The 19,826-nt window shown below is 49.2% G+C and carries 10 protein-coding genes, 7 tRNA genes and 3 rRNA genes; 18 read left to right on the plus strand and 2 right to left on the minus strand.

All coding sequences use genetic code 11. From position 1 onward, the window contains the following. The first annotated feature begins 116 nt into the window (after window positions 1–116). The 12 genes from NYE29_RS17125 to NYE29_RS17180 all read left to right on the plus strand — a co-directional run bounded on the left by NYE29_RS17125 (window position 117) and on the right by NYE29_RS17180 (window position 8,788). Window positions 117–1,646: a LysM peptidoglycan-binding domain-containing protein gene (locus NYE29_RS17125; RefSeq protein WP_340896872.1), complete on the plus strand. Its 1,530-nt coding sequence runs from the start codon at window positions 117–119 to the stop codon at window positions 1,644–1,646. A gap of 464 nt (window positions 1,647–2,110) precedes the next feature. Next, window positions 2,111–3,666 (plus strand): 16S ribosomal RNA (locus NYE29_RS17130). Window positions 3,667–3,999: 333 nt separating this feature from the next. Next, window positions 4,000–6,926, plus strand: a 23S ribosomal RNA gene (locus NYE29_RS17135). A gap of 219 nt (window positions 6,927–7,145) precedes the next feature. Further along, a 5S ribosomal RNA gene (gene rrf, locus NYE29_RS17140) occupies window positions 7,146–7,262 on the plus strand. Together the 16S, 23S and 5S rRNA genes form the textbook arrangement of a ribosomal RNA operon. Before the next feature lie 95 nt (window positions 7,263–7,357). Further along, the gene (locus tag NYE29_RS17145) at window positions 7,358–7,885 is read left to right on the plus strand and encodes an AAA family ATPase (protein WP_340896873.1); all 528 of its coding nucleotides are present in this window, start codon (window positions 7,358–7,360) and stop codon (window positions 7,883–7,885) included. Between the two features lie 142 nt (window positions 7,886–8,027). Further along, window positions 8,028–8,099: transfer RNA gene (locus NYE29_RS17150), tRNA-Glu, on the plus strand. 81 nt (window positions 8,100–8,180) lie between these two features. Then, a tRNA-Val gene (locus NYE29_RS17155) sits at window positions 8,181–8,256 on the plus strand. A 67-nt stretch (window positions 8,257–8,323) separates the two neighbouring features. Then, window positions 8,324–8,397, plus strand: a tRNA-Met gene (locus tag NYE29_RS17160). A 6-nt stretch (window positions 8,398–8,403) separates the two neighbouring features. Next, window positions 8,404–8,481, plus strand: a tRNA-Asp gene (locus NYE29_RS17165). Window positions 8,482–8,526: 45 nt separating this feature from the next. Continuing rightward, a tRNA-Gly gene (locus NYE29_RS17170) sits at window positions 8,527–8,601 on the plus strand. A 6-nt stretch (window positions 8,602–8,607) separates the two neighbouring features. Then, window positions 8,608–8,684: transfer RNA gene (locus NYE29_RS17175), tRNA-Arg, on the plus strand. Window positions 8,685–8,709: 25 nt separating this feature from the next. Continuing rightward, window positions 8,710–8,788: transfer RNA gene (locus NYE29_RS17180), tRNA-Leu, on the plus strand. Window positions 8,789–9,257: 469 nt separating this feature from the next. On the opposite strand, the gene NYE29_RS17185 is transcribed toward NYE29_RS17180, so the two are convergent. Both NYE29_RS17185 and NYE29_RS17190 read right to left on the minus strand, forming a co-directional pair. Then, window positions 9,258–10,865, minus strand: a complete 1,608-nt coding sequence (locus NYE29_RS17185; RefSeq protein ID WP_340896874.1) for a response regulator — start codon at window positions 10,863–10,865, stop codon at window positions 9,258–9,260. Continuing rightward, entirely contained in the window at window positions 10,858–12,687 is a 1,830-nt protein-coding gene (locus tag NYE29_RS17190; RefSeq protein WP_340896875.1) for a sensor histidine kinase, read from the minus strand. Before NYE29_RS17190 ends, NYE29_RS17185 begins: the two co-directional genes overlap by 8 nt. A gap of 319 nt (window positions 12,688–13,006) precedes the next feature. On the opposite strand from NYE29_RS17190, the gene NYE29_RS17195 reads away from it, so the two are divergent. The 6 genes from NYE29_RS17195 to NYE29_RS17220 are packed head-to-tail and all read left to right on the plus strand — an operon-like array spanning window position 13,007 to window position 19,767. Continuing rightward, window positions 13,007–14,368: an ABC transporter substrate-binding protein gene (locus NYE29_RS17195; protein ID WP_340896876.1), complete on the plus strand. Its 1,362-nt coding sequence runs from the start codon at window positions 13,007–13,009 to the stop codon at window positions 14,366–14,368. 54 nt (window positions 14,369–14,422) lie between these two features. Next, the gene (locus tag NYE29_RS17200; RefSeq protein ID WP_340896877.1) at window positions 14,423–15,298 is read left to right on the plus strand and encodes a carbohydrate ABC transporter permease; all 876 of its coding nucleotides are present in this window, start codon (window positions 14,423–14,425) and stop codon (window positions 15,296–15,298) included. Between the two features lie 20 nt (window positions 15,299–15,318). Continuing rightward, complete coding sequence (locus NYE29_RS17205) at window positions 15,319–16,143, plus strand: carbohydrate ABC transporter permease (protein ID WP_340899745.1); 825 nt, start codon at window positions 15,319–15,321, stop codon at window positions 16,141–16,143. Between the two features lie 52 nt (window positions 16,144–16,195). Beyond that, window positions 16,196–18,457 carry a glycoside hydrolase family 65 protein gene (locus NYE29_RS17210; RefSeq protein WP_340896878.1) on the plus strand — a complete coding sequence of 754 codons (2,262 nt, stop codon included), beginning with the start codon at window positions 16,196–16,198 and terminating at the stop codon, window positions 18,455–18,457. Next, window positions 18,438–18,650 (plus strand): HAD hydrolase-like protein, encoded by a 213-nt coding sequence (locus NYE29_RS17215; protein ID WP_340896879.1) that lies wholly within the window; start codon window positions 18,438–18,440, stop codon window positions 18,648–18,650. Before NYE29_RS17210 ends, NYE29_RS17215 begins: the two co-directional genes overlap by 20 nt. Further along, complete coding sequence (locus NYE29_RS17220) at window positions 18,643–19,767, plus strand: DUF4432 family protein (protein ID WP_340896880.1); 1,125 nt, start codon at window positions 18,643–18,645, stop codon at window positions 19,765–19,767. The genes NYE29_RS17215 and NYE29_RS17220 overlap by 8 nt, the downstream gene beginning before the upstream one ends. The last annotated feature ends 59 nt before the right edge of the window (window positions 19,768–19,826 follow it).

Here is a 19,826-nt window from a genome sequence, read left to right on the forward strand (position 1 = left end):
ATAGCTGTAAAGAATGCATCGCTTCACAACTCTTTGGCATATGCCGTCTAGGTCAGGAATGTGTCGTACTGATCTGGATGCATAGGCTCACAAAATTTGTAGGAGGTAAATGCTGCGTGAAAATACACATTGTTAAAAAAGGCGATACGCTGTATGCATTATCACAAAAGTATGGAGTAACGCTCCAAAAGATTATTGAGGCTAACCCGCAGATCAGTAATCCAGAAGTGCTTGTTATTGGGGATAAAGTTAAAATCCCTGCGGCTCCGATGCTTGTTCCGGAAAACAATGAGCTTTACTACAAGCACACCGTTAAACAAGGCGATACGTTGTGGAAATTATCCAAAGCATGGGGAATTACCTTGAAAGAGATCATTGACGCCAATCCGCATCTCAAGAATCCTAATGCGCTCATGACCGGTGAAGTTGTCAATATTCCCAAAAAGGCGAATGAGCCGACTCCAATTCAGGCTCAGTCCATGCAACCTATGCAATCCAATGCGAATGCGAATGCAACTCCGGTTCAGCCGCTTGCTGTATCGCCTGAGGTGGTAGACAAAACAAAGGTTGGCGGAAAAACCTATACCGGACCGAAGGAAGAGCCCGTTAAGACGATCTCCCCTGTCTCAACCCCGGCTCCGAATCCCGCACCGGCTCCTGTTCAGGTTGCCGCACCTCTTCCGAATAAAGCGCCTGAAGTAGCTCCCATTCAGGAAGTAGTGCATGAAACACAAAGTCTGTTTGTACAAATTTCTGTGCCTGCGCAGGAAGCCATAACCTATGAGATGCCCAAAGAAAAGGAGAAATCTGAGGTGCAGCCGGCAACCTGGCCTGACCATAAGGACTCACCATGCGAAAAAACAGCAGGTTATCCCGGGTTAAACGAAAATCCATATTATTTCGATTGCCCCCCGGCATATCCGTATTATGAGCAGCCGATGCCAGTGATGGGTATGAATGCGGCCCCGGGTTTTATCCAGCCGAACGCGTATATGCCGGACTGTGCTTCTCCGTATGATTATCCGGGTAACATGTATCCCGCAACTGACTATTCCAATGCTTGGTATCCAAATGCAGCCCCCGAGTATGTAAATGCGGCTATGGCTGAGAATAATCCTCCTGTTGATTATTCTGCGTACGCAGTTCCGCAGTACGGCGGTCAGTCCATGAACCTTCCTTGGCCGACCTGCGGCTGTGGTGGAGGAATGCCGGTTCAGCCCTATACTTATGAGCAGCCTGCATATAATAATATGTCACCCTATATGCCACAGCCCGGTGCGGTTTCTCCTTACGGAGCTGGACCCTTCTCAATGCCGAATGAGGCCGCTGTTGCCCCGTTAGGAATACATGGGATTCCTGGATATCCGATGTATCCGGGGATGGAGAATTATGCTCATCACAATCGTGTGCCAGAAATTCTTGAGCCGGAGGTTATTGCGCAGAATGTTCCTCAAGCAGCGGAAGCCGTCAGTGCAGGAACCGCAGTTAAGAACAAAGCCAGCTCGGGAAAAGCGGGTACACCAAAAGTTAAAACCTCAGGTCTATCTGCTGACAAATCAAATAAAACTGCACCTAAACAACGTTCGAAACAATCAGGCCGCACGGGAACTTCGAAGAAAAGTAAAAATCCATGGATATCAAATTAAATTAGGCTTGGATTGAGATTTGCCTATTGCACCAGAGGGCCTGCATCTTATGATGCAGGCCCTCTGGTGTTTGTCTATTCATCATTAGGAAGAGCGTCATGCATAGTATAGCTAACGATACTAATAGTACTAAAATAAAAATGGTAAATCCTGTGGGTTGTTTTTGTTAGAGGTTACATGTTATATTATAAATCCAGTCGCAAGCAGAAGGAATGCTTGGATGATTGGAACGTGTTGAACGATTGATATTGCTAACATGATGAAAAATAAGTGTTGCATTGAATCGGAAAACATGATATATTATAAGAGTTGCTGGTGACGAGATAAACGACACTGACAACGAGCTTGATCTTTGAAAACTGAACAACGAGTGAGTATGGAAATCACGCAAGTGAGATCCGAAATTAGAGAATGTAAATTCTCGTCAGATGTTTCAAATTGAGCAATCGCTCTTTCTAAATACCAATTTGGAGAGTTTGATCCTGGCTCAGGACGAACGCTGGCGGCGTGCCTAATACATGCAAGTCGAGCGGAGTTATGAAGGAGCTTGCTCTGGATTAACTTAGCGGCGGACGGGTGAGTAACACGTAGGCAACCTACCTCTTTGACTGGGATAACTACCGGAAACGGTAGCTAATACCGGATAATTCCTTTGTTCACATGGACGAAGGATGAAAGGCGGAGCAATCTGCTACAAGGAGATGGGCCTGCGGCGCATTAGCTAGTTGGTGGGGTAACGGCCCACCAAGGCGACGATGCGTAGCCGACCTGAGAGGGTGAACGGCCACACTGGGACTGAGACACGGCCCAGACTCCTACGGGAGGCAGCAGTAGGGAATCTTCCGCAATGGGCGAAAGCCTGACGGAGCAACGCCGCGTGAGTGATGAAGGTTTTCGGATCGTAAAGCTCTGTTGCCAGGGAAGAACGTCCGGTAGAGTAACTGCTACCGGAGTGACGGTACCTGAGAAGAAAGCCCCGGCTAACTACGTGCCAGCAGCCGCGGTAATACGTAGGGGGCAAGCGTTGTCCGGAATTATTGGGCGTAAAGCGCGCGCAGGCGGCTATTTAAGTCTGGTGTTTAAACCTTGGGCTCAACCTGAGGTCGCACTGGAAACTGGGTGGCTTGAGTACAGAAGAGGAAAGTGGAATTCCACGTGTAGCGGTGAAATGCGTAGATATGTGGAGGAACACCAGTGGCGAAGGCGACTTTCTGGGCTGTAACTGACGCTGAGGCGCGAAAGCGTGGGGAGCAAACAGGATTAGATACCCTGGTAGTCCACGCCGTAAACGATGAGTGCTAGGTGTTAGGGGTTTCGATACCCTTGGTGCCGAAGTTAACACAGTAAGCACTCCGCCTGGGGAGTACGGTCGCAAGACTGAAACTCAAAGGAATTGACGGGGACCCGCACAAGCAGTGGAGTATGTGGTTTAATTCGAAGCAACGCGAAGAACCTTACCAGGTCTTGACATCCCTCTGAATCCACTAGAGATAGTGGCGGCCTTCGGGACAGAGGAGACAGGTGGTGCATGGTTGTCGTCAGCTCGTGTCGTGAGATGTTGGGTTAAGTCCCGCAACGAGCGCAACCCTTGACTTTAGTTGCCAGCAGGTAGTGCTGGGCACTCTAGAGTGACTGCCGGTGACAAACCGGAGGAAGGTGGGGATGACGTCAAATCATCATGCCCCTTATGACCTGGGCTACACACGTACTACAATGGCCGGTACAACGGGAAGCGAAGCCGCGAGGTGGAGCCAATCCCAGCAAAGCCGGTCTCAGTTCGGATTGCAGGCTGCAACTCGCCTGCATGAAGTCGGAATTGCTAGTAATCGCGGATCAGCATGCCGCGGTGAATACGTTCCCGGGTCTTGTACACACCGCCCGTCACACCACGAGAGTTTACAACACCCGAAGTCGGTGGGGTAACCCGCAAGGGAGCCAGCCGCCGAAGGTGGGGTAGATGATTGGGGTGAAGTCGTAACAAGGTAGCCGTATCGGAAGGTGCGGCTGGATCACCTCCTTTCTATGGAGAATCGTTTCCTGCAACGGAAACATTCAAATCGGAAGTATTACTTCCAAAACTCAGGTTTAGGCCTGTTACTCACTCGTTGGTCAGTTTTGAGAGTTTAAGCTCTCAAGTAGTACCTTGATCCTTGAAAACTGGATACCGAAACGAATTTGCGTTTTAGAATATCTTTTAGCTGAAACTTGTGTAAACAAGTTTTAATTAATAGTGATACTGAGCGAAGGTTTTGGATTGTGAGCGACTTTTGCCTTTAAACAGACTGGCGGACAGAGTGGTCTGGAAGCGCTGTTTAAAACAAGATGAGCGAATAAACCAAATACCAGAGCGATTGGTTAAGCTAATAAGAGCACACGGAGGATGCCTAGGCGCCAGGAGCCGACGAAGGACGTGGCGAACAACGAAACTGCCTCGGGGAGCTGTAAGCAAGCTTTGATCCGGGGGTGTCCGAATGGGGAAACCCAGCTGTGGTAATTCGCAGTTACTTCTCTCTGAATACATAGGGGAGATAGAGGCAGACCAGGGGAACTGAAACATCTAAGTACCCTGAGGAAGAGAAAACAATAGTGATTCCGTCAGTAGCGGCGAGCGAACGCGGAACAGCCTAAACCAAGGGGCTTGCCCCTTGGGGTTGTGGGACGTCTCACATGGAGTTACAAAGGAATATGGTAGGTGAAGAGGTCTGGAAAGGCCCGCGATAGAGGTAAAAGCCCTGTAACCTAAACTGTGTTCTCTCCGAGACGGATCCCGAGTAGTGCGGGGCACGTGAAACCCCGTATGAATCCAGCAGGACCATCTGCTAAGGCTAAATACTACCTGGCGACCGATAGTGAAACAGTACCGTGAGGGAAAGGTGAAAAGCACCCCGGAAGGGGAGTGAAATAGAACCTGAAACCGTGTGCTTACAAAAAGTCAGAGCCCGATCTATGGGTGATGGCGTGCCTTTTGTAGAATGAACCGGCGAGTTACGTTTAACATGCAAGGTTAAGGTGAGAAGCCGGAGCCGCAGCGAAAGCGAGTCTGAATAGGGCGATTTAGTATGTGGACGTAGACCCGAAACCGTGTGATCTACCCCTGTCCAGGGTGAAGGTGCGGTAACACGCACTGGAGGCCCGAACCCACGTATGTTGAAAAATGCGGGGATGAGGTGGGGGTAGCGGAGAAATTCCAATCGAACTCGGAGATAGCTGGTTCTCCCCGAAATAGCTTTAGGGCTAGCCTCGGTGAATGGAGTGGTGGAGGTAGAGCACTGATTGGGTGCGGGGCCCGCAAGGGTTACCAAGCTCAGTCAAACTCCGAATGCCATTAACTTCTTGCCGGGAGTCAGACAGTGAGTGCTAAGATCCATTGTCAAAAGGGAAACAGCCCAGACCATCAGCTAAGGTCCCCAAGTGTGTGTTAAGTGGGAAAGGATGTGGAGTTGCACAGACAACCAGGATGTTGGCTTAGAAGCAGCCACCATTGAAAGAGTGCGTAATAGCTCACTGGTCGAGTGACTCTGCGCCGAAAATGTAACGGGGCTAAACACACCACCGAAGCTATGGCTAGATACTATGTATCTGGGGTAGGGGAGCGTTGTATGCAGGTTGAAGGTGTACCGTAAGGAGCGCTGGACAGCATACAAGTGAGAATGCCGGTATGAGTAACGAAAAGATCAGTGAGAATCTGATCCGCCGAAAGCCCAAGGTTTCCTGAGGAAGGCTCGTCCGCTCAGGGTAAGTCGGGACCTAAGGCGAGGCCGAAAGGCGTAGTCGAAGGACAACAGTTTGAAATTACTGTACCACCGTAATCCGCTATGAGCGATGGGGTGACGCAGGAGGGTAGTGACGCGGACTGATGGATGTCCGTCTAAGCAGTGAGGCTGGTGTGTAGGCAAATCCGCACACCATTAAGGCTGGGCTGTGATGGGGAGCGAAAATTATAGTAGCGAAGGTCATGATCTCACACTGCCAAGAAAAGCCTCTAGTCAGGAGAAGGTGCCCGTACCGCAAACCGACACAGGTAGGCGAGAAGAGAATTCTAAGGCGCGCGGAAGAACTCTCGTTAAGGAACTCGGCAAAATGACCCCGTAACTTCGGGAGAAGGGGTGCCTCGGTAGGGTGAATAGCCCGAGGGGGCCGCAGTGAAAAGGCCCAAGCGACTGTTTAGCAAAAACACAGGTCTGTGCGAAGCCGCAAGGCGAAGTATACGGGCTGACGCCTGCCCGGTGCTGGAAGGTTAAGGGGAGCGGTTAGGAGCAATCCGAAGCTGTGAACCGAAGCCCCAGTAAACGGCGGCCGTAACTATAACGGTCCTAAGGTAGCGAAATTCCTTGTCAGGTAAATTCTGACCCGCACGAATGGCGTAACGACTTGGGCGCTGTCTCAACGAGAGATCCGGTGAAATTTTAATACCTGTGAAGATGCAGGTTACCCGCGACAAGACGGAAAGACCCCATGGAGCTTTACTGCAGCTTGATATTGAATTTGGGTACGATCTGTACAGGATAGGTGGGAGCCGTAGAGGCAGGAGCGCAAGCTTCTGCGGAGGCGCCGTTGGGATACCACCCTGATCGTATCTAGGTTCTAACCTGGTACCCTAATCGGGTACGGGGACCGTGTCAGGCGGGCAGTTTGACTGGGGCGGTCGCCTCCTAAAGAGTAACGGAGGCGTTCAAAGGTTCCCTCAGAATGGTTGGAAATCATTCGAAGAGTGCAAAGGCATAAGGGAGCTTGACTGCGAGACCAACAAGTCGAGCAGGGACGAAAGTCGGACTTAGTGATCCGGTGGTACCGCATGGAAGGGCCATCGCTCAACGGATAAAAGCTACCCTGGGGATAACAGGCTTATCTCCCCCAAGAGTCCACATCGACGGGGAGGTTTGGCACCTCGATGTCGGCTCATCGCATCCTGGGGCTGAAGTAGGTCCCAAGGGTTGGGCTGTTCGCCCATTAAAGCGGTACGCGAGCTGGGTTCAGAACGTCGTGAGACAGTTCGGTCCCTATCTGTCGTGGGCGCAGGAAATTTGAGAGGAGCTGTCCTTAGTACGAGAGGACCGGGATGGACGTACCGCTGGTGCATCAGTTGTTCCGCCAGGAGCATGGCTGAGTAGCTACGTACGGACGGGATAAGCGCTGAAAGCATCTAAGCGTGAAGCCCCCCTCAAGATGAGATTTCCCAATACGTAAGACCCCTTGAAGACGACGAGGTAGATAGGTTGGAGGTGGAAGTGCAGCAATGCATGGAGCTGACCAATACTAATCGGTCGAGGGCTTATCCAAAAACTACCCCAAAAAGTGAAGAAGAGGCTGACGAAGCCGATTCCGAATACTTTCCGGGGGCCCCGAAGAGATGAAGGGCAGACGCAATTTTCGTTTCGGATTCAGTTTTCAGGAATCAAGTTCTGATTCATGAGGCCCAAGTGGCCAAGTAATGAAGATTTGTTTTCAGCATTTGGCGATGCTGAGACCTGAATTTAGCATTTGTACCGCAAATGCCCGTTTGGTGGCGATAGCGGAGGGGTTCCACGCGTACCCATCCCGAACACGACCGTTAAGCCCTCCAGCGCCGATGGTACTTGGACCGAAGGGTCCTGGGAGAGTAGGACGCCGCCAAGCACAGAGACCCCTGTTGATTTAATCAGCAGGGGTCTTTTGTTTATGCTACGTTTCGCTAATACCAGGAATGGAAAGAACTCAAGGGGAGACTATTAATGATCATATGGATTAATGGGGCGTTTGGATCGGGAAAGACGGAAACGGCTTATGCACTAAACCGCAGAATACCACAATCTTTTGTGTTCGATCCGGAGAATGCAGGATATTACATCCGAGAGAGCATTCCGCGCGAGATTTCCCAAGATGATTTTCAGGATCATCCTCTTTGGCGTGAAATAAACTATTCTATGCTAAAATACATAGAATCTCAGTACAGTGGAACTATTATTGTGCCTATGACCGTTACGGATTCCGGCTACTTTATGGAGATTGTTGGCAGACTAAGGCAAGAAGGCGTGGAGGTTCATCATTTCACCTTATGTGCTTCCCAGGAGACACTGCTTAGAAGATTGAATAGCCGGGGTGACTCCAATAACTCTTGGCCCGCCCAACAGATTGAGCGATGTCTCAAGGGCCTTGCACAGGAGATATTTCAATGCCACCTGAATAATGACCAGTTGACAGTTGAAGAAGTAGTAGAGGCTATAGCGTTACAGCTGGGTATCACCCTGTTACCCGCATAACTTCAGCTCTAATTATTGCAGATTAGCTAGCTTAAGATCTTACTGAAAGAAATAAATAAATATAAAATCCTTATAAACTATTGCTATATAGTCTTATAATTGATATAATATTTTTTGTTGTCACAAAAGACAACTTTATTGTGGCCCGTTGGTCAAGGGGTTAAGACACCTCCCTTTCACGGAGGTAACATGGGTTCGAATCCCATACGGGTCATCAACTTTTTATCGAATTTCGCTGATAAAGATTGCTTTTATCAGAAGAATGTGTTAAGATCATTAAGTTGCTTCTTTCATTGGAGGCTTAGCTCAGCTGGGAGAGCATCTGCCTTACAAGCAGAGGGTCGGGGGTTCGAACCCCTCAGCCTCCACCAGAGGATTCCCTGAATAGCGGAATGTTTTACTTCTGGGAAGATCAAAGAAATAAACACTTTTTACTGACGCGGGGTGGAGCAGCCCGGTAGCTCGTCGGGCTCATAACCCGAAGGCCGCAGGTTCAAATCCTGCCCCCGCAATTATTTGGAACCGTGGTGTAGTTGGCCTAACATGCCTGCCTGTCACGCAGGAGATCGCGGGTTCGAATCCCGTCGGTTCCGCCATTTATGGCACCGGGTAGAATCTCAGCAATATCATACATACTGTGTGCGGACGTGGCTCAGCGGTAGAGCATCGCCTTGCCAAGGCGAGGGTCGCGGGTTCGATTCCCGTCGTCCGCTCCATAATATGCGCCCTTAGCTCAGCTGGATAGAGCGTTTGACTACGAATCAAAAGGCCGGGAGTTCGAATCTCTCAGGGCGCGCCATTTTTACTCTAATAATTAAATATACGCCGGCGTGGCGGAATGGCAGACGCGCTCGACTCAAAATCGAGTGGGAAACCGTGGAGGTTCGAGTCCTCTCGCCGGTATTAGCTAAAAAGGTTATGAAATTGTATAAATACAATTTCATAACCTTTTTTTATATTTAATGGTCTGACTCCATGTTTTTACAAAGGAGACTTTTGACGAGGTTTGCAATTGTTAAATAATCACTATGACGGAGCCATTCCTGGACATCCTTCAAGCAGACCCCATTGCATCCACATTGAGATAGTCCAGTAGTCCTTACAGTAAGAATCCTTGCAGAAGTATCATCTTATCCTAATGTTGTTTAAAAAGCAGCAGCAGTTCGTAGAAAGCGTCTACCAGCGGCAGCGTCCGCTGGCTTGCTTTATCCTTTGATTGATCCTTCTCAATCGTGATTAGCTTTCGATTAAGCTACCTTTCACAAATGCACTTGGCAAGGCAACAAGAATAATCACCGGCGCATCCGCAGTCCTGCGGGTACACCAGTGATTGACTGGAAAGCGGGAAGATGATAATGAGCAGCGGCGGCTTTTATCCCAATTCTGTCTGTGAATAATTCAGCTTGTATTCCTTGGGACTCATTCCGGTGTATTTGGAGAACACATGGGTGAAATAAGCAGGTGTCTCAATACCGACTGCTTCCGCGACTTCAAATACTTTACTCGCCGGATTCCTGAGTAATTTCTTGGCCATTTCAATCCGGTACTTGTTGATTGCGTCGATGATGGACTCGCCGGTTACTTTCTTGTAAAGGCGGCTGAGGTAGCTGCTGTTGATATGGATATGGTCCGCAATAATCTGCAGATTCAGGTTCTGGTTGTAATGCTCTCTTATAAATTTCTGGCATTCTATAACAATGTAATTGGGCTGCTTGTCATTAAATGCCACTGCCCTCGAGCAGCTTCGAATCAAGCGCTTTAAGGTGTCTGCCAACAGCTGAATGCTCTTGCTCTCCTGGATTTGCTTATAAACCATGGATTGGCTTTCATCCAACTCCGGTGCGAAGGGGTGGCTGGCGCTCAGCAAACGGAAACAGTATGAACCGATAAGCAGACAAGCCACCTTTACATTCTCAATCGGCTCTTTGATACTCCTGTAGCTCTCAAGTAACTGATCCAGTTGATCAATTGCCAGATCGCTTTGTCCTTGTTGCAGATATTCAACAATTTGCTCTGCGGCATGATGGGGAGGAGCTCCGGGAGTGAGTGTCTGGTTAGTATGAGGCATATAAACAGCCACATAATTATCGCTATAAAAGCTGCCTTGCAGCGCTTCTCTTGCCTCACGGTAAGCCTTTGACAGCGTCAGCACATCCCGGTGTATCAAACTGATGCCGATATTAAGATGGAATCGTCTAAAGTTCTCTGCCATGGCGAGAACTTCATTGCAAATCGTGAGCAAGGCTTGTGTGGAGACTGCTGCGTTGCCGCCGCCCATGGAGACAATAGCCAGCAAGGAGTTTTTTTTCATTGCCATTATATAAGAGGGCCGTTTCTCGAAGGCTAGCACAAGGAATTGGCGAATGGAAGCCAAGAACCGGTGATATTCATTCGTTGGGGGGGAGCTGAGCGTATCCTTAACCTCCAGATGGACTCCGAAATAGTTCTCCAATTGCAAACCAAGCTCTCTTGAGCGGCTGAACAAACTCGCTTCATCGCTGATCAAGCCTTCAACGGCCTCCTTCAGAAATTTCTCACTGATTTCGGAAAGATTGTCGTTGATTTTGCTCTCCAGCTGTCTCAATTTCTGCTTCTGTTCTTTCTCCTTTTCTAGCAGCCGCGTTGCTTTTTCAATCGCCCCGGGAATCTTCTCTGTGGGATTGGACTTGACCACAAAATCTACTACTTCATACTGAATGGCAGTTTGGGCATAGGAGAAGTCAGCGAAGGCTGTAAGGAGGATGACCTTGATCTGCGGAAAGTTCCGGTGTACATGGTCCGATAAAGCAAGACCGTCCATCCCCGGCATGCGGATATCGGTTACAATAATATCGATATCATAATGGCTGAGCATCTCCACGGCTTCCATCCCATTGGAGGCTTCACAAATTACCTCACATTGGAGAGCCCCCCAATCAATAAAACACTTCAGCCCTTTTTTGATAACAGGCTCATCATCAACGATCATTACGTTATACATGCGATAGTTCCCCCTGATCTACTGGTATGTGAAGGGTAACTTTGGCTCCCGCCCCAAATTCGCTCTCGACATCAACTCCATAAGGCTCGCCGTAGACCAGCTTGACCCGCTTATGTGTGTTGATCAGACCAATATTGTTGTGGCCTTGTTTGCGCATAGTCATGCTTTCGAAATTACTCCAATTCCGGGGGACATACTCAAATCCATTGCCATTGTCCGTAATCTCGAAATAGATCGAATCGTTTCTGCGGTAAATGTGGATGTGGATGATTCCTTTGCCCAGCTTTTTTTCCACACCGTGAACAACGGCATTTTCCACCAAAGGTTCGACACTAAGCTTGGGAAGCAACAGATCCAGTATGGCCTCGTCCTCAATATGGATTGTATACTCAATTTTATCCTCAAACCTTTCTTTCTGCAGATAAAGATAAAATTTGATATAATCCAGTTCCTGACGAATCGGGACCTTGGCCAGACTATTGGAATAAATACCTGCTTGCAGCAGCTCCGTAAGGGACGTCACCATTTTGTAAACGGTCTCATCTTTAGATAATTTTGCTTTGTAGCCAATGGTAATCAACGTATTGAACAGGAAATGGGGATTCATCTGGGCCTGCAAAAATTTGATCTCCGACTCTTTGATCAGCAGGTGCTTCTCATAAACTTCCTTGATGAGATAATTGATTTCTTCCGTCATTCTGTTGAAGGTGGTACTTAACTGATTGAGCTCCACATCTTTGTAGGCCGGCATCCTTGTGTTGTAATCACCTTTCTTTACCTTACGAATACTCCGCAGCAGATCACGGATGACTCGGGTAAAGCGAAGAGATAACAGGACGCCTGCTGCGAGGGATATGAAAGCAATCAGAGCGATAATCCAAATGTAATTACGCATGCTTTCGGACAACTTGGAGAGTACTTGCTTCTTAGGGATGCCTGCAATGAAGGTAAGCCCGGTTGTGCCGATACTGCGGGAAACAGCCAGGTAGCTTTCCTGGTTGATCTTGACTTCACTTACTTCGGCATTGTCTTTCAGCGCATAGACAGCGGGAGAAACGATAGAACCCAACTCTTGCTTATCGGCACTGGAATAGATGGCTCCCCGGTTATCAATGATGTATGCCATAGCACCCGGGAAGGCGAGCAGCCCGGAATATTTCTCTGCTAAATCCGCCTCATTCGTGCCAAAAATCAGCACAAGGCGCTGCTGGGGAAGGTTGATATTGGATACAATTCGTGTGAAATAGATGGTACGGTCCTCGAGGTTTGGAGTGATAATTTCCTTGCCCCGAACGATGCCATTAACCGAATGATAGACAGCGAGATTGTTCTTGTTAATTTGTTCAAGGTTGGGCTGTGACTTTAGAACGGATATATAATTGTCCGCATCAAAAAAAACATAAGCCGTTGACAGCAGGCTGATATTCCAAGCGTTGTTGAACATAAGGCTGTATCTCAGGTCTTCTTCCATTTCACTTTTATTGATAAATATTTTGTAGTAGTCGTCTCCCGGAGACACATCCTCGATTGACCAGGTTCGTACCGTTTTATTGGCGAGGAAATGCAGAGAGGTATTATCAATAATCTGAAAAGATTTCTCGATATTGTCGTTGGTCTGGCGGATCAGAAGAGACAGATTATCATTGGCATTCCTCGTCAGAATCCCGGAGATGCTCCAATAGAAATAGCAGCCAGCGAAAGTCATCGGCAGAAGAATAAGAAGAAAGATTATAATCACAATTTTATTCCTTACCGGAATGCGGGAGATAACTCCATAAATTGGGCGAAGGCTGAGACGTCGCATGATCTGTTCATTGGACATGCTATCTGCTCCTTGATTGATGATACTATAGTAAAGCTATTATATAATCTTTTTTCTGTGGCGAATAGCCGAACAGAACGAAATGCAGCCATTTCCGGCCATGTGGTAAAGAAAACAACAAAGAGTTAAAGAAATCTGAAAGCCCTTTCAGTTGTCCCGCTGTTTTGCCATATTTGCTCAAGATATTATAAAAGATAATACCGAAAAACCAATTCATTCGCATTTTTCTTTGTTCTACAATGAGAGCTGTAACAAACCGCAATTGGCCGCAGCGTTACGACCCTGCATCAAGCCATCATTATTAAAAGGGGGATTTGATTTGAGAAAGCCATTCTACAAAGCGAGCTGTACCTTAGCAAGCACTCTGATTCTGGCCATGTCCATTTCGGCATGCGGATCACAGAATTCATCAGAGAACAGCGGGGCGCCCGCAACTGCTGCACCATCCGTCTCGGGTCAGGCAAGCACCGCTCCTACTGCCAAGGCGCCGGTGAAAATTTCTTATCTTACCTTCCGGGTGGGCACTCATGCATCAGCCAAGCTGGAGGAGGAACAGATCAAGCAGTTTAATGCCAAGTATGGTGATGAAGTGGAAGTTGTGGTTGAAGAAATCCCAAGTGATTCCGCGTATGAGGACAAACTGAAGATTCTGGCAGCCTCCGGGGATGTTCCGGATGTCGTCATGGGCAAGAACGGAATTAATGACATTTTGATCAAGGGTAATCTTGCAACCCCTTTCAATGACTATTTGGATAAGGACCCGGAATGGAAGGCAGCAGTCGGCGAAGCGGCGCTTGCTGCCAATACCCGGGATGGAAAGGTCTGGTCGATCAGCGATCAGAAGCAGAACATCGGTTATTTCTACAACAAGGAAATGTTTGAGCAGGCAGGGATCAAGCCGGCGCAAACTTGGGATGAATTTATGAGCAACAACGAAAAGCTCAAGGCAGCAGGCTTTGTTCCGCTCGCGTTGATGACCGGGGAGAATGCCTGGACAACCAACCTGATTCTTGCTGCCATCGTCGGCACAAACGGGGATAATGGCAATTCGTTCATGAACACACTGCACCCCTCCAACTTTAATACGCCAGAAATGATTCAAGCACTCAACTTGATGAAGACGATACTGGAGAAGTATACGACCAAGGATGCGCTTGGTGCCGGATACGCCAATGCAGCGAACACCTTCTGCCAGAACAAAGCGGCAATGATTGCCAATGGACCTTGGATGATCGGTGACTTTAGCGATCCGGCCAAATCCAGTGAAGGGTTCGATAAAAAGGTGGGTGTCGCAGCATTTCCGAACAACAGTTTGATCTCGACATATGAGGTTGGCTATATGATAGGAGCCAAAACACCGGAAACACGCGCCGCCGCCGAGAAATTCATCCGTTTCAAGACGGGGTTGGAGGGACAGACCATCGCGCTTGAATATGGCAATGTGATGCCGGTATCCAATGAGATTCAGCCTTCGGATGCGCTTAAGCAGAAATATCCGATTTTTGTTGAAGCCATAGCTGTAGCCCAAAAGACGCAGGTTCATTATGGATCGTTTGACTCCATCGTCTATCCCAACATAACCGACGCCTGGAAGAATCTTTATCCGAAGCTGGTATTCGGCCGATCGACGGCAGAGGAGATTACCAAGGATCTGACGGATCTTGCAGCCAAAAGTAAATAAACAGCAAGCTGACGATTGAGAGTACGAATTGTCCGATTGGGGAGGACCATATGGATGGTTAGGAAAAATAGAGGGTACATCACACTTTTCTTGTTGCCGACTGTTGCACTGTTTATTATTGTCTATGCCGTATCGCTTGTCATTCTGTTCGGTACATCCTTTACAGAATGGTCGGCCGGACGAAAACCGGTTTTTATCGGTCTCGTCAACTATATCCAACTATTTACTGACGATTCTGATTTTCGTCAGAGCTTTATAAATACGGTTGTCTGGGTTTTGCTTCAGTCCACGATCCACGTCGCCATCGGTACGGTATTCGCGATTATTCTCAGTATGAAAGAATTCTATTGGAAGTTTGCGCGAACGGTTTACATGTTTCCCAACATCATCTCAGGCGCAGCCGTTGGTATGCTGTTCTTATGCATGCTTAATCCTGATTTCGGTGCAGTGAACAGCATTGTCCGCTTGTTTGGTAATGCGGATTACGCTCAGAACTGGTTCATGGATTACGCAACCGCCTTTTTCTCTGTCACAATGACCTGGTTGCCCTATGCGGCTGTCGTTACCATCCTGATTCTGGCCGAGATTGCAGCAATTCCGGAAAGCCTGTTTGAATCGGCGCGTATCGACGGGGCCAGTGAGTTGAAAATCAATCTGTATATCATCCTTCCTATGCTGCGTAATATTATTGGCACCTGCGTGATTCTAGCCGGAACAAGTATGCTGCAGAAGATGGATATTATTATGATGACGACAGGTGGCGGACCCGGCAATGAAACAATGAATCTGCCCATTTATATTTACAAGACCGCACTCATGGACAATAACTTTGGTTATTCCAATTCGGTGGGCGTCTTCCTAATCGGCTTTGGCTTGATTTTTGTCCTGCTTTGCCGAAATCTGTTCAGAATAGGCAGCTCCCATAACTGAATGGAGCGACTGGGGTGAGAATGTTGAAAAAAGGTTTGGTTGTGCTCAAGTATGGGTTTGTGCTCCTGCTTGTACTGTTGTCGCTTGGTCCGTTCCTGTGGGTGCTGATGGCTTCATTTAAGACAAATGCCGAGATTTTGACCAATTCGCTCGGCTGGCCAAGCAGCTTCCGCTTTTCCAATTACTCCATGGCCTTCAAAATTGCGCCGATTTCCCGGTTTTACATCAACAGTGTGATCGTTGGTATCTTCGGGACATTATTGAATTTGCTTCTTCTCGGAATGGCAGCCTATGTCCTGGCACGCTTTCAATTCCGCTGCAAGAAGCTGCTGATGGGAGCGTTCTCCCTTTCTCTGCTGATTCCGGGTGCTGCCATGCTGCAACCGCTATATTTGACGGTTAACACGTTGGGGCTTTACGACAAGCTGATTGGACTTATTATCGTTTATGCCGGCTTTGGTTTGCCGGTCTCGCTCTATATTCTATCAAGCTATTTCCTGACTATTCCCAAGGAAATGGAGGAATCGGCTTATCTGGACGGTGCCAGCTTCATCAAGACGTTCTTCAAAATTATTTTGCCGATATCGAAGCCGGGCTTCGGCACGGCGGGTGTGATGCAGTTTCTGCTCTGCTGGAATGAATTTCAATTCGCTATAATTCTGACGACGGGCAATCAAAGCCGTACACTGCCGCTTGCGCTCTACTATTTTAAAAGCCAATTTGCCAGTGATTACGGAGTCATGTTTGCTGCTACGATAATCGTTATCATACCAAGTATCCTGGTTTATATCGTGTTGCAGAAGCAAGTTGTATCCGGACTTGCCGCAGGAGCGGTCAAGGGATGATGAACCGGATGAGGACAAAAGAGAAAACACCAGAGAAATTGAGGGGTTGCAGATGAACGAGGAAAACCTGTGGTGCCTGAAAGAAAACGGGTATCACGCCGAACTGCACAAGCATTATGAAGGACTCTTTACCCAAGGAAATGGCTACATGCATGTCCGCGGAAGCTTTGAGGAGGGGTGCAGTGATGCGCCCCAGGATGAGGACTATCTGCGCTTTCCCGATAACGTAACGCTTGAGAAGCCGCGGCATCCCAAATCTAAGCAGGGAACCTATATCCCGGGCATTGTCGGCCGGCATCCGCTGCTGAAGGAGGAAATTGTCAATCTCCCTTATTATTTGGGGCTTGAATTTCTGTCTGACGGTGAGAGTCTGGATATGGATCGGTGCCGGATCAGCGGCTACAGGCGCTGGCTGGATTTGCGTGATGGAAGCCTTCATCGTTCATTTGTATGGGAAACGGCAGAGGGTATGCAGCTTCACTATACATTTAACCGGTACATCAGCATAGTGGATACCCATCTTTGTATCCAGCGGGTACAGATTGAGGTGTTGTCAGGTGAAGGAAGGCTGGAGGTGAAGGCCACCCTCCGGGCGGATGTGCGCACCAATGGAATGAATCATTTTGCCCGGATTGTTCCCTGGGCGGAATCAAAGGGGAGCCTGTCACTCGATACCTTAACGGAGGAGGGCAATCAAATCTTCATGCTGTCTGCGCTGGAAGTCTCTGAAGCGATGACCTGGCATACTGAAAACACCCAGACGCTGGCTGCGCTACGTGGTGATTGCAGGCTGCAGACCGGGGACCGGTTGACTGTCAGCAAGCTGACTTCGGTGACGACGGATCGGGACATGGAGGAGGGAACGGTCCGCGACAGGGCGCTTAATCATCTTGGCCACGCCCGCGATTTGGGCTGGGAACAGCTTTATAACCGGCATGCTGCCAAGTGGAAAAGCAAATGGCAGGATGCTGATATCCGCATCAAGGGTGATGATACGGCACAAGTAAGCGTCCGCGCTTCTCTCTATCATCTGATCCGCTCCAATGCGGAACAGGATGCGCGGGTGGCAATCTGTGCCAAGGGCTATGCCGGGGAGGCCTATTTCGGCAGGTATTTCTGGGATACGGAGATCAACCTGCTGCCCTTCTTCCTGCATACCAACCCGCAGGCCGCCCGCAATCTGCTTCTTTTCCGCTACAATACGCTCGAGGGGGCCAGGCGCAACGCGCGGAATTATGGATACCGGGGAGCGCGATATGCCTGGGAGTCCTCGTTAAGCGGCGAAGAGCAATGTGCCAACTGGCAGTACGCTGATCATGAAATTCATATAACGGCGGATGTAGTTTATGCCCTGTACCACTACGTGAATGCTACAGGAGATGGTGAATTTCTGGAGAGCTACGGAATTGATATTCTGGTTGAGACGGCCCGCTATTGGTCGGATCGGGTGGATTGGAACCGGGAGGGGTATGGCGAGCTGCTCGGCGTTATGGGGCCGGATGAATATTTGCCATTCACCCGTAACAATGCCTTTACCAATCGCATGGTCAAATTCAGTCTGGAGCAGACCGTTGCTTGTCTGGACAGCCTGCAAAGTAATAAGCCGGATAGTTATGCGTCTGCGGTAGAGCGACTGGGCATTCATCCGGATGAACGGGAGCTCTTCCGGCACACGGCGGAGAAGCTGAGGCTGCCTTACAACAGCAGGATGGAAATTGTTCCGCAATCCGACGATTTCGCCCACTATGCAGATGTGGAATTTGAAAGTCTCTGGACAGACCGGTCCAGGCCATTTGGCCATTTCATTTCCCAAGAGCGCAATTATCGCTCCAAGGCGTTAAAGCAGGCGGATGTTCTGGAATTAATGCTGCTGTTTCCACAGGAATTCTCCCAGGAGCAGATGAAAGCGTCCTATGCGTATTATGAGCCGATCACGACCCATGATTCCTCCTTGTCAGCGGCGGTTCACGGCATTGTGGCATCCTGGCTGAATCAAAAGGAAGAAGCGGGAGGTTTTCTGCAGCGGGTGATGGCTATCGATCTCTCCTTGGAGAAAAAGGGTGCTGCTGAGGGGATTCACATCGCCAATTGCGGGGGCCTGTGGCAGCTCATCGTTTACGGATTTGCCGGTTTGACGAGTGCGATGTGGAGCGAGACCCTTCACCTGCAACCCCGGCTACCTGAGGGCTGGGAGGAGCTGAGCCTCCAGATCGTTTGGCGAGGGGAGCGCTACCGGGTAACGGTTAATCCAGGTGCTTATGAAGTGCACAAGCTGGACGGGAGGGAGGAAGCTATTGCGAGCAAAACCATTTGAGGCAGCCATCTTTGATTTGGACGGGGTCATTGCCGATACCGCAAAATTTCACTACAAAGCCTGGAAGCGTCTTGCCGGGGAGTTAGGGTTCGCTTTCAGCGAAAGAGAGAATGAGCAGCTTGAGCCCGTTTTTCTGATAAGCCATATCGGCGTAGCCAATCACACCGGGGCGGAAGACGGCCTAAATGAATAATAAGCGAACTACCTTATTGACACTGACGCAAATGCGGCCGGATATTCCGTATGCGCTGCCAGGTGGCGGTTTTGTCACTCTGACGCTTTTTACAGATCGCTTGGGCTCACAGCTGCATCTGTTGACCGTATCCAACGGCAGGCTTGTTTTTACCGTGATTCTGGAACGGGGTATGGACATTGGGGGAGTCTGGCTGGACTCTGAGAAGATCAGCTGGAAGCGTGATGAGCGATATCTGCTGCATCCGGAACACGTGGACCTGTCTGACAATGAGCATTCAGGCTGGGATTCGGGCTTCTATGCGGCTGTGGCTGCCATCGGTCCTGAAATCTTCGGCACACCCGATGAGATAAGAACCGTCCATGGGACGGGGTCTTATTCCCCGGCGTTACTGGAATCGATAAGACTGGTTTGGGATGAGAGGCAGATTTGCTTGGAGGGCAACGTTCCAGTGAGAGGGTATGGAACGTTGCCTGTTTATGAAAAAACAATCCGGATGATAACGAATTACGGGGCAGCTGCGCTGTTCCGGGAGGATACGGTGCGGAATTTAACGGATACACCCCAACCTGTAGACGATGGTTACCATATCCAGCTGGCGGGGACTTTTATGTCGGGCGGCGGAAGTTATGTTCTGCCGGTTTCGTCAAAAAAACTGCTGCTCCGTGACTCTGCCCCTCCAGAGGAAGATCCGTTTGCCGTCTACGATTCCGAAACCAGGCTGGACCCGATCCGCTGTTATCAATACGTTCCTGAGCCAGTGGAGGGGCTGTCCGATCTGCCGCAGGTCCGCGACTACTGCGCTGCTGCAGGCGATGGCCAGGAGCTGACGGCCGAGATGCTGGTGAATGCAGGAAAAGATGCCGCAGCCTATGTGATTCGTTCCCTGCAATGTTATCCCCGTTCACTGGTAGCCAAACGGGCGATCGTGGACTGCATGTATGCTCTGGAGCCCTGTAAGACCAGACCCAATTCTATAAAGCAAAAAACGATAGACGGCGAAATTGTCTATATCGGACCCCGTGGACAGTGTACCGGCTGGATCATCTTGGGGGCGACACGTGATCCGCAGGAAATTACAGCCCTTACGCACTTGATCCGAAGTGCTGCGAAGTGAGACAAAACAAAAACACCTTCAAGAGGATGGAACCTATCGTAAGATAGGAGATAACCCTG

Source organism: Paenibacillus sp. FSL M7-1046, assembly GCF_038007405.1.
In the GTDB taxonomy this organism is placed as follows: Bacteria; Bacillota; Bacilli; order Paenibacillales; family Paenibacillaceae; genus Paenibacillus_AQ.

Bases quoted from the DNA above. Each gene is read 5' to 3' on its own strand.
- NYE29_RS17145 (WP_340896873.1), top strand. From the start codon at position 7,358: ATGATCATATGGATTAATGGGGCGTTTGGATCGGGAAAGACGGAAACG.
- NYE29_RS17185 (WP_340896874.1), bottom strand. From the start codon at position 10,865: ATGTATAACGTAATGATCGTTGATGATGAGCCTGTTATCAAAAAAGGG.
- NYE29_RS17190 (WP_340896875.1), bottom strand. From the start codon at position 12,687: ATGTCCAATGAACAGATCATGCGACGTCTCAGCCTTCGCCCAATTTAT.
- NYE29_RS17200 (WP_340896877.1), top strand. From the start codon at position 14,423: ATGGTTAGGAAAAATAGAGGGTACATCACACTTTTCTTGTTGCCGACT.
- NYE29_RS17205 (WP_340899745.1), top strand. From the start codon at position 15,319: ATGTTGAAAAAAGGTTTGGTTGTGCTCAAGTATGGGTTTGTGCTCCTG.
- NYE29_RS17210 (WP_340896878.1), top strand. From the start codon at position 16,196: ATGAACGAGGAAAACCTGTGGTGCCTGAAAGAAAACGGGTATCACGCC.
- NYE29_RS17220 (WP_340896880.1), top strand. From the start codon at position 18,643: ATGAATAATAAGCGAACTACCTTATTGACACTGACGCAAATGCGGCCG.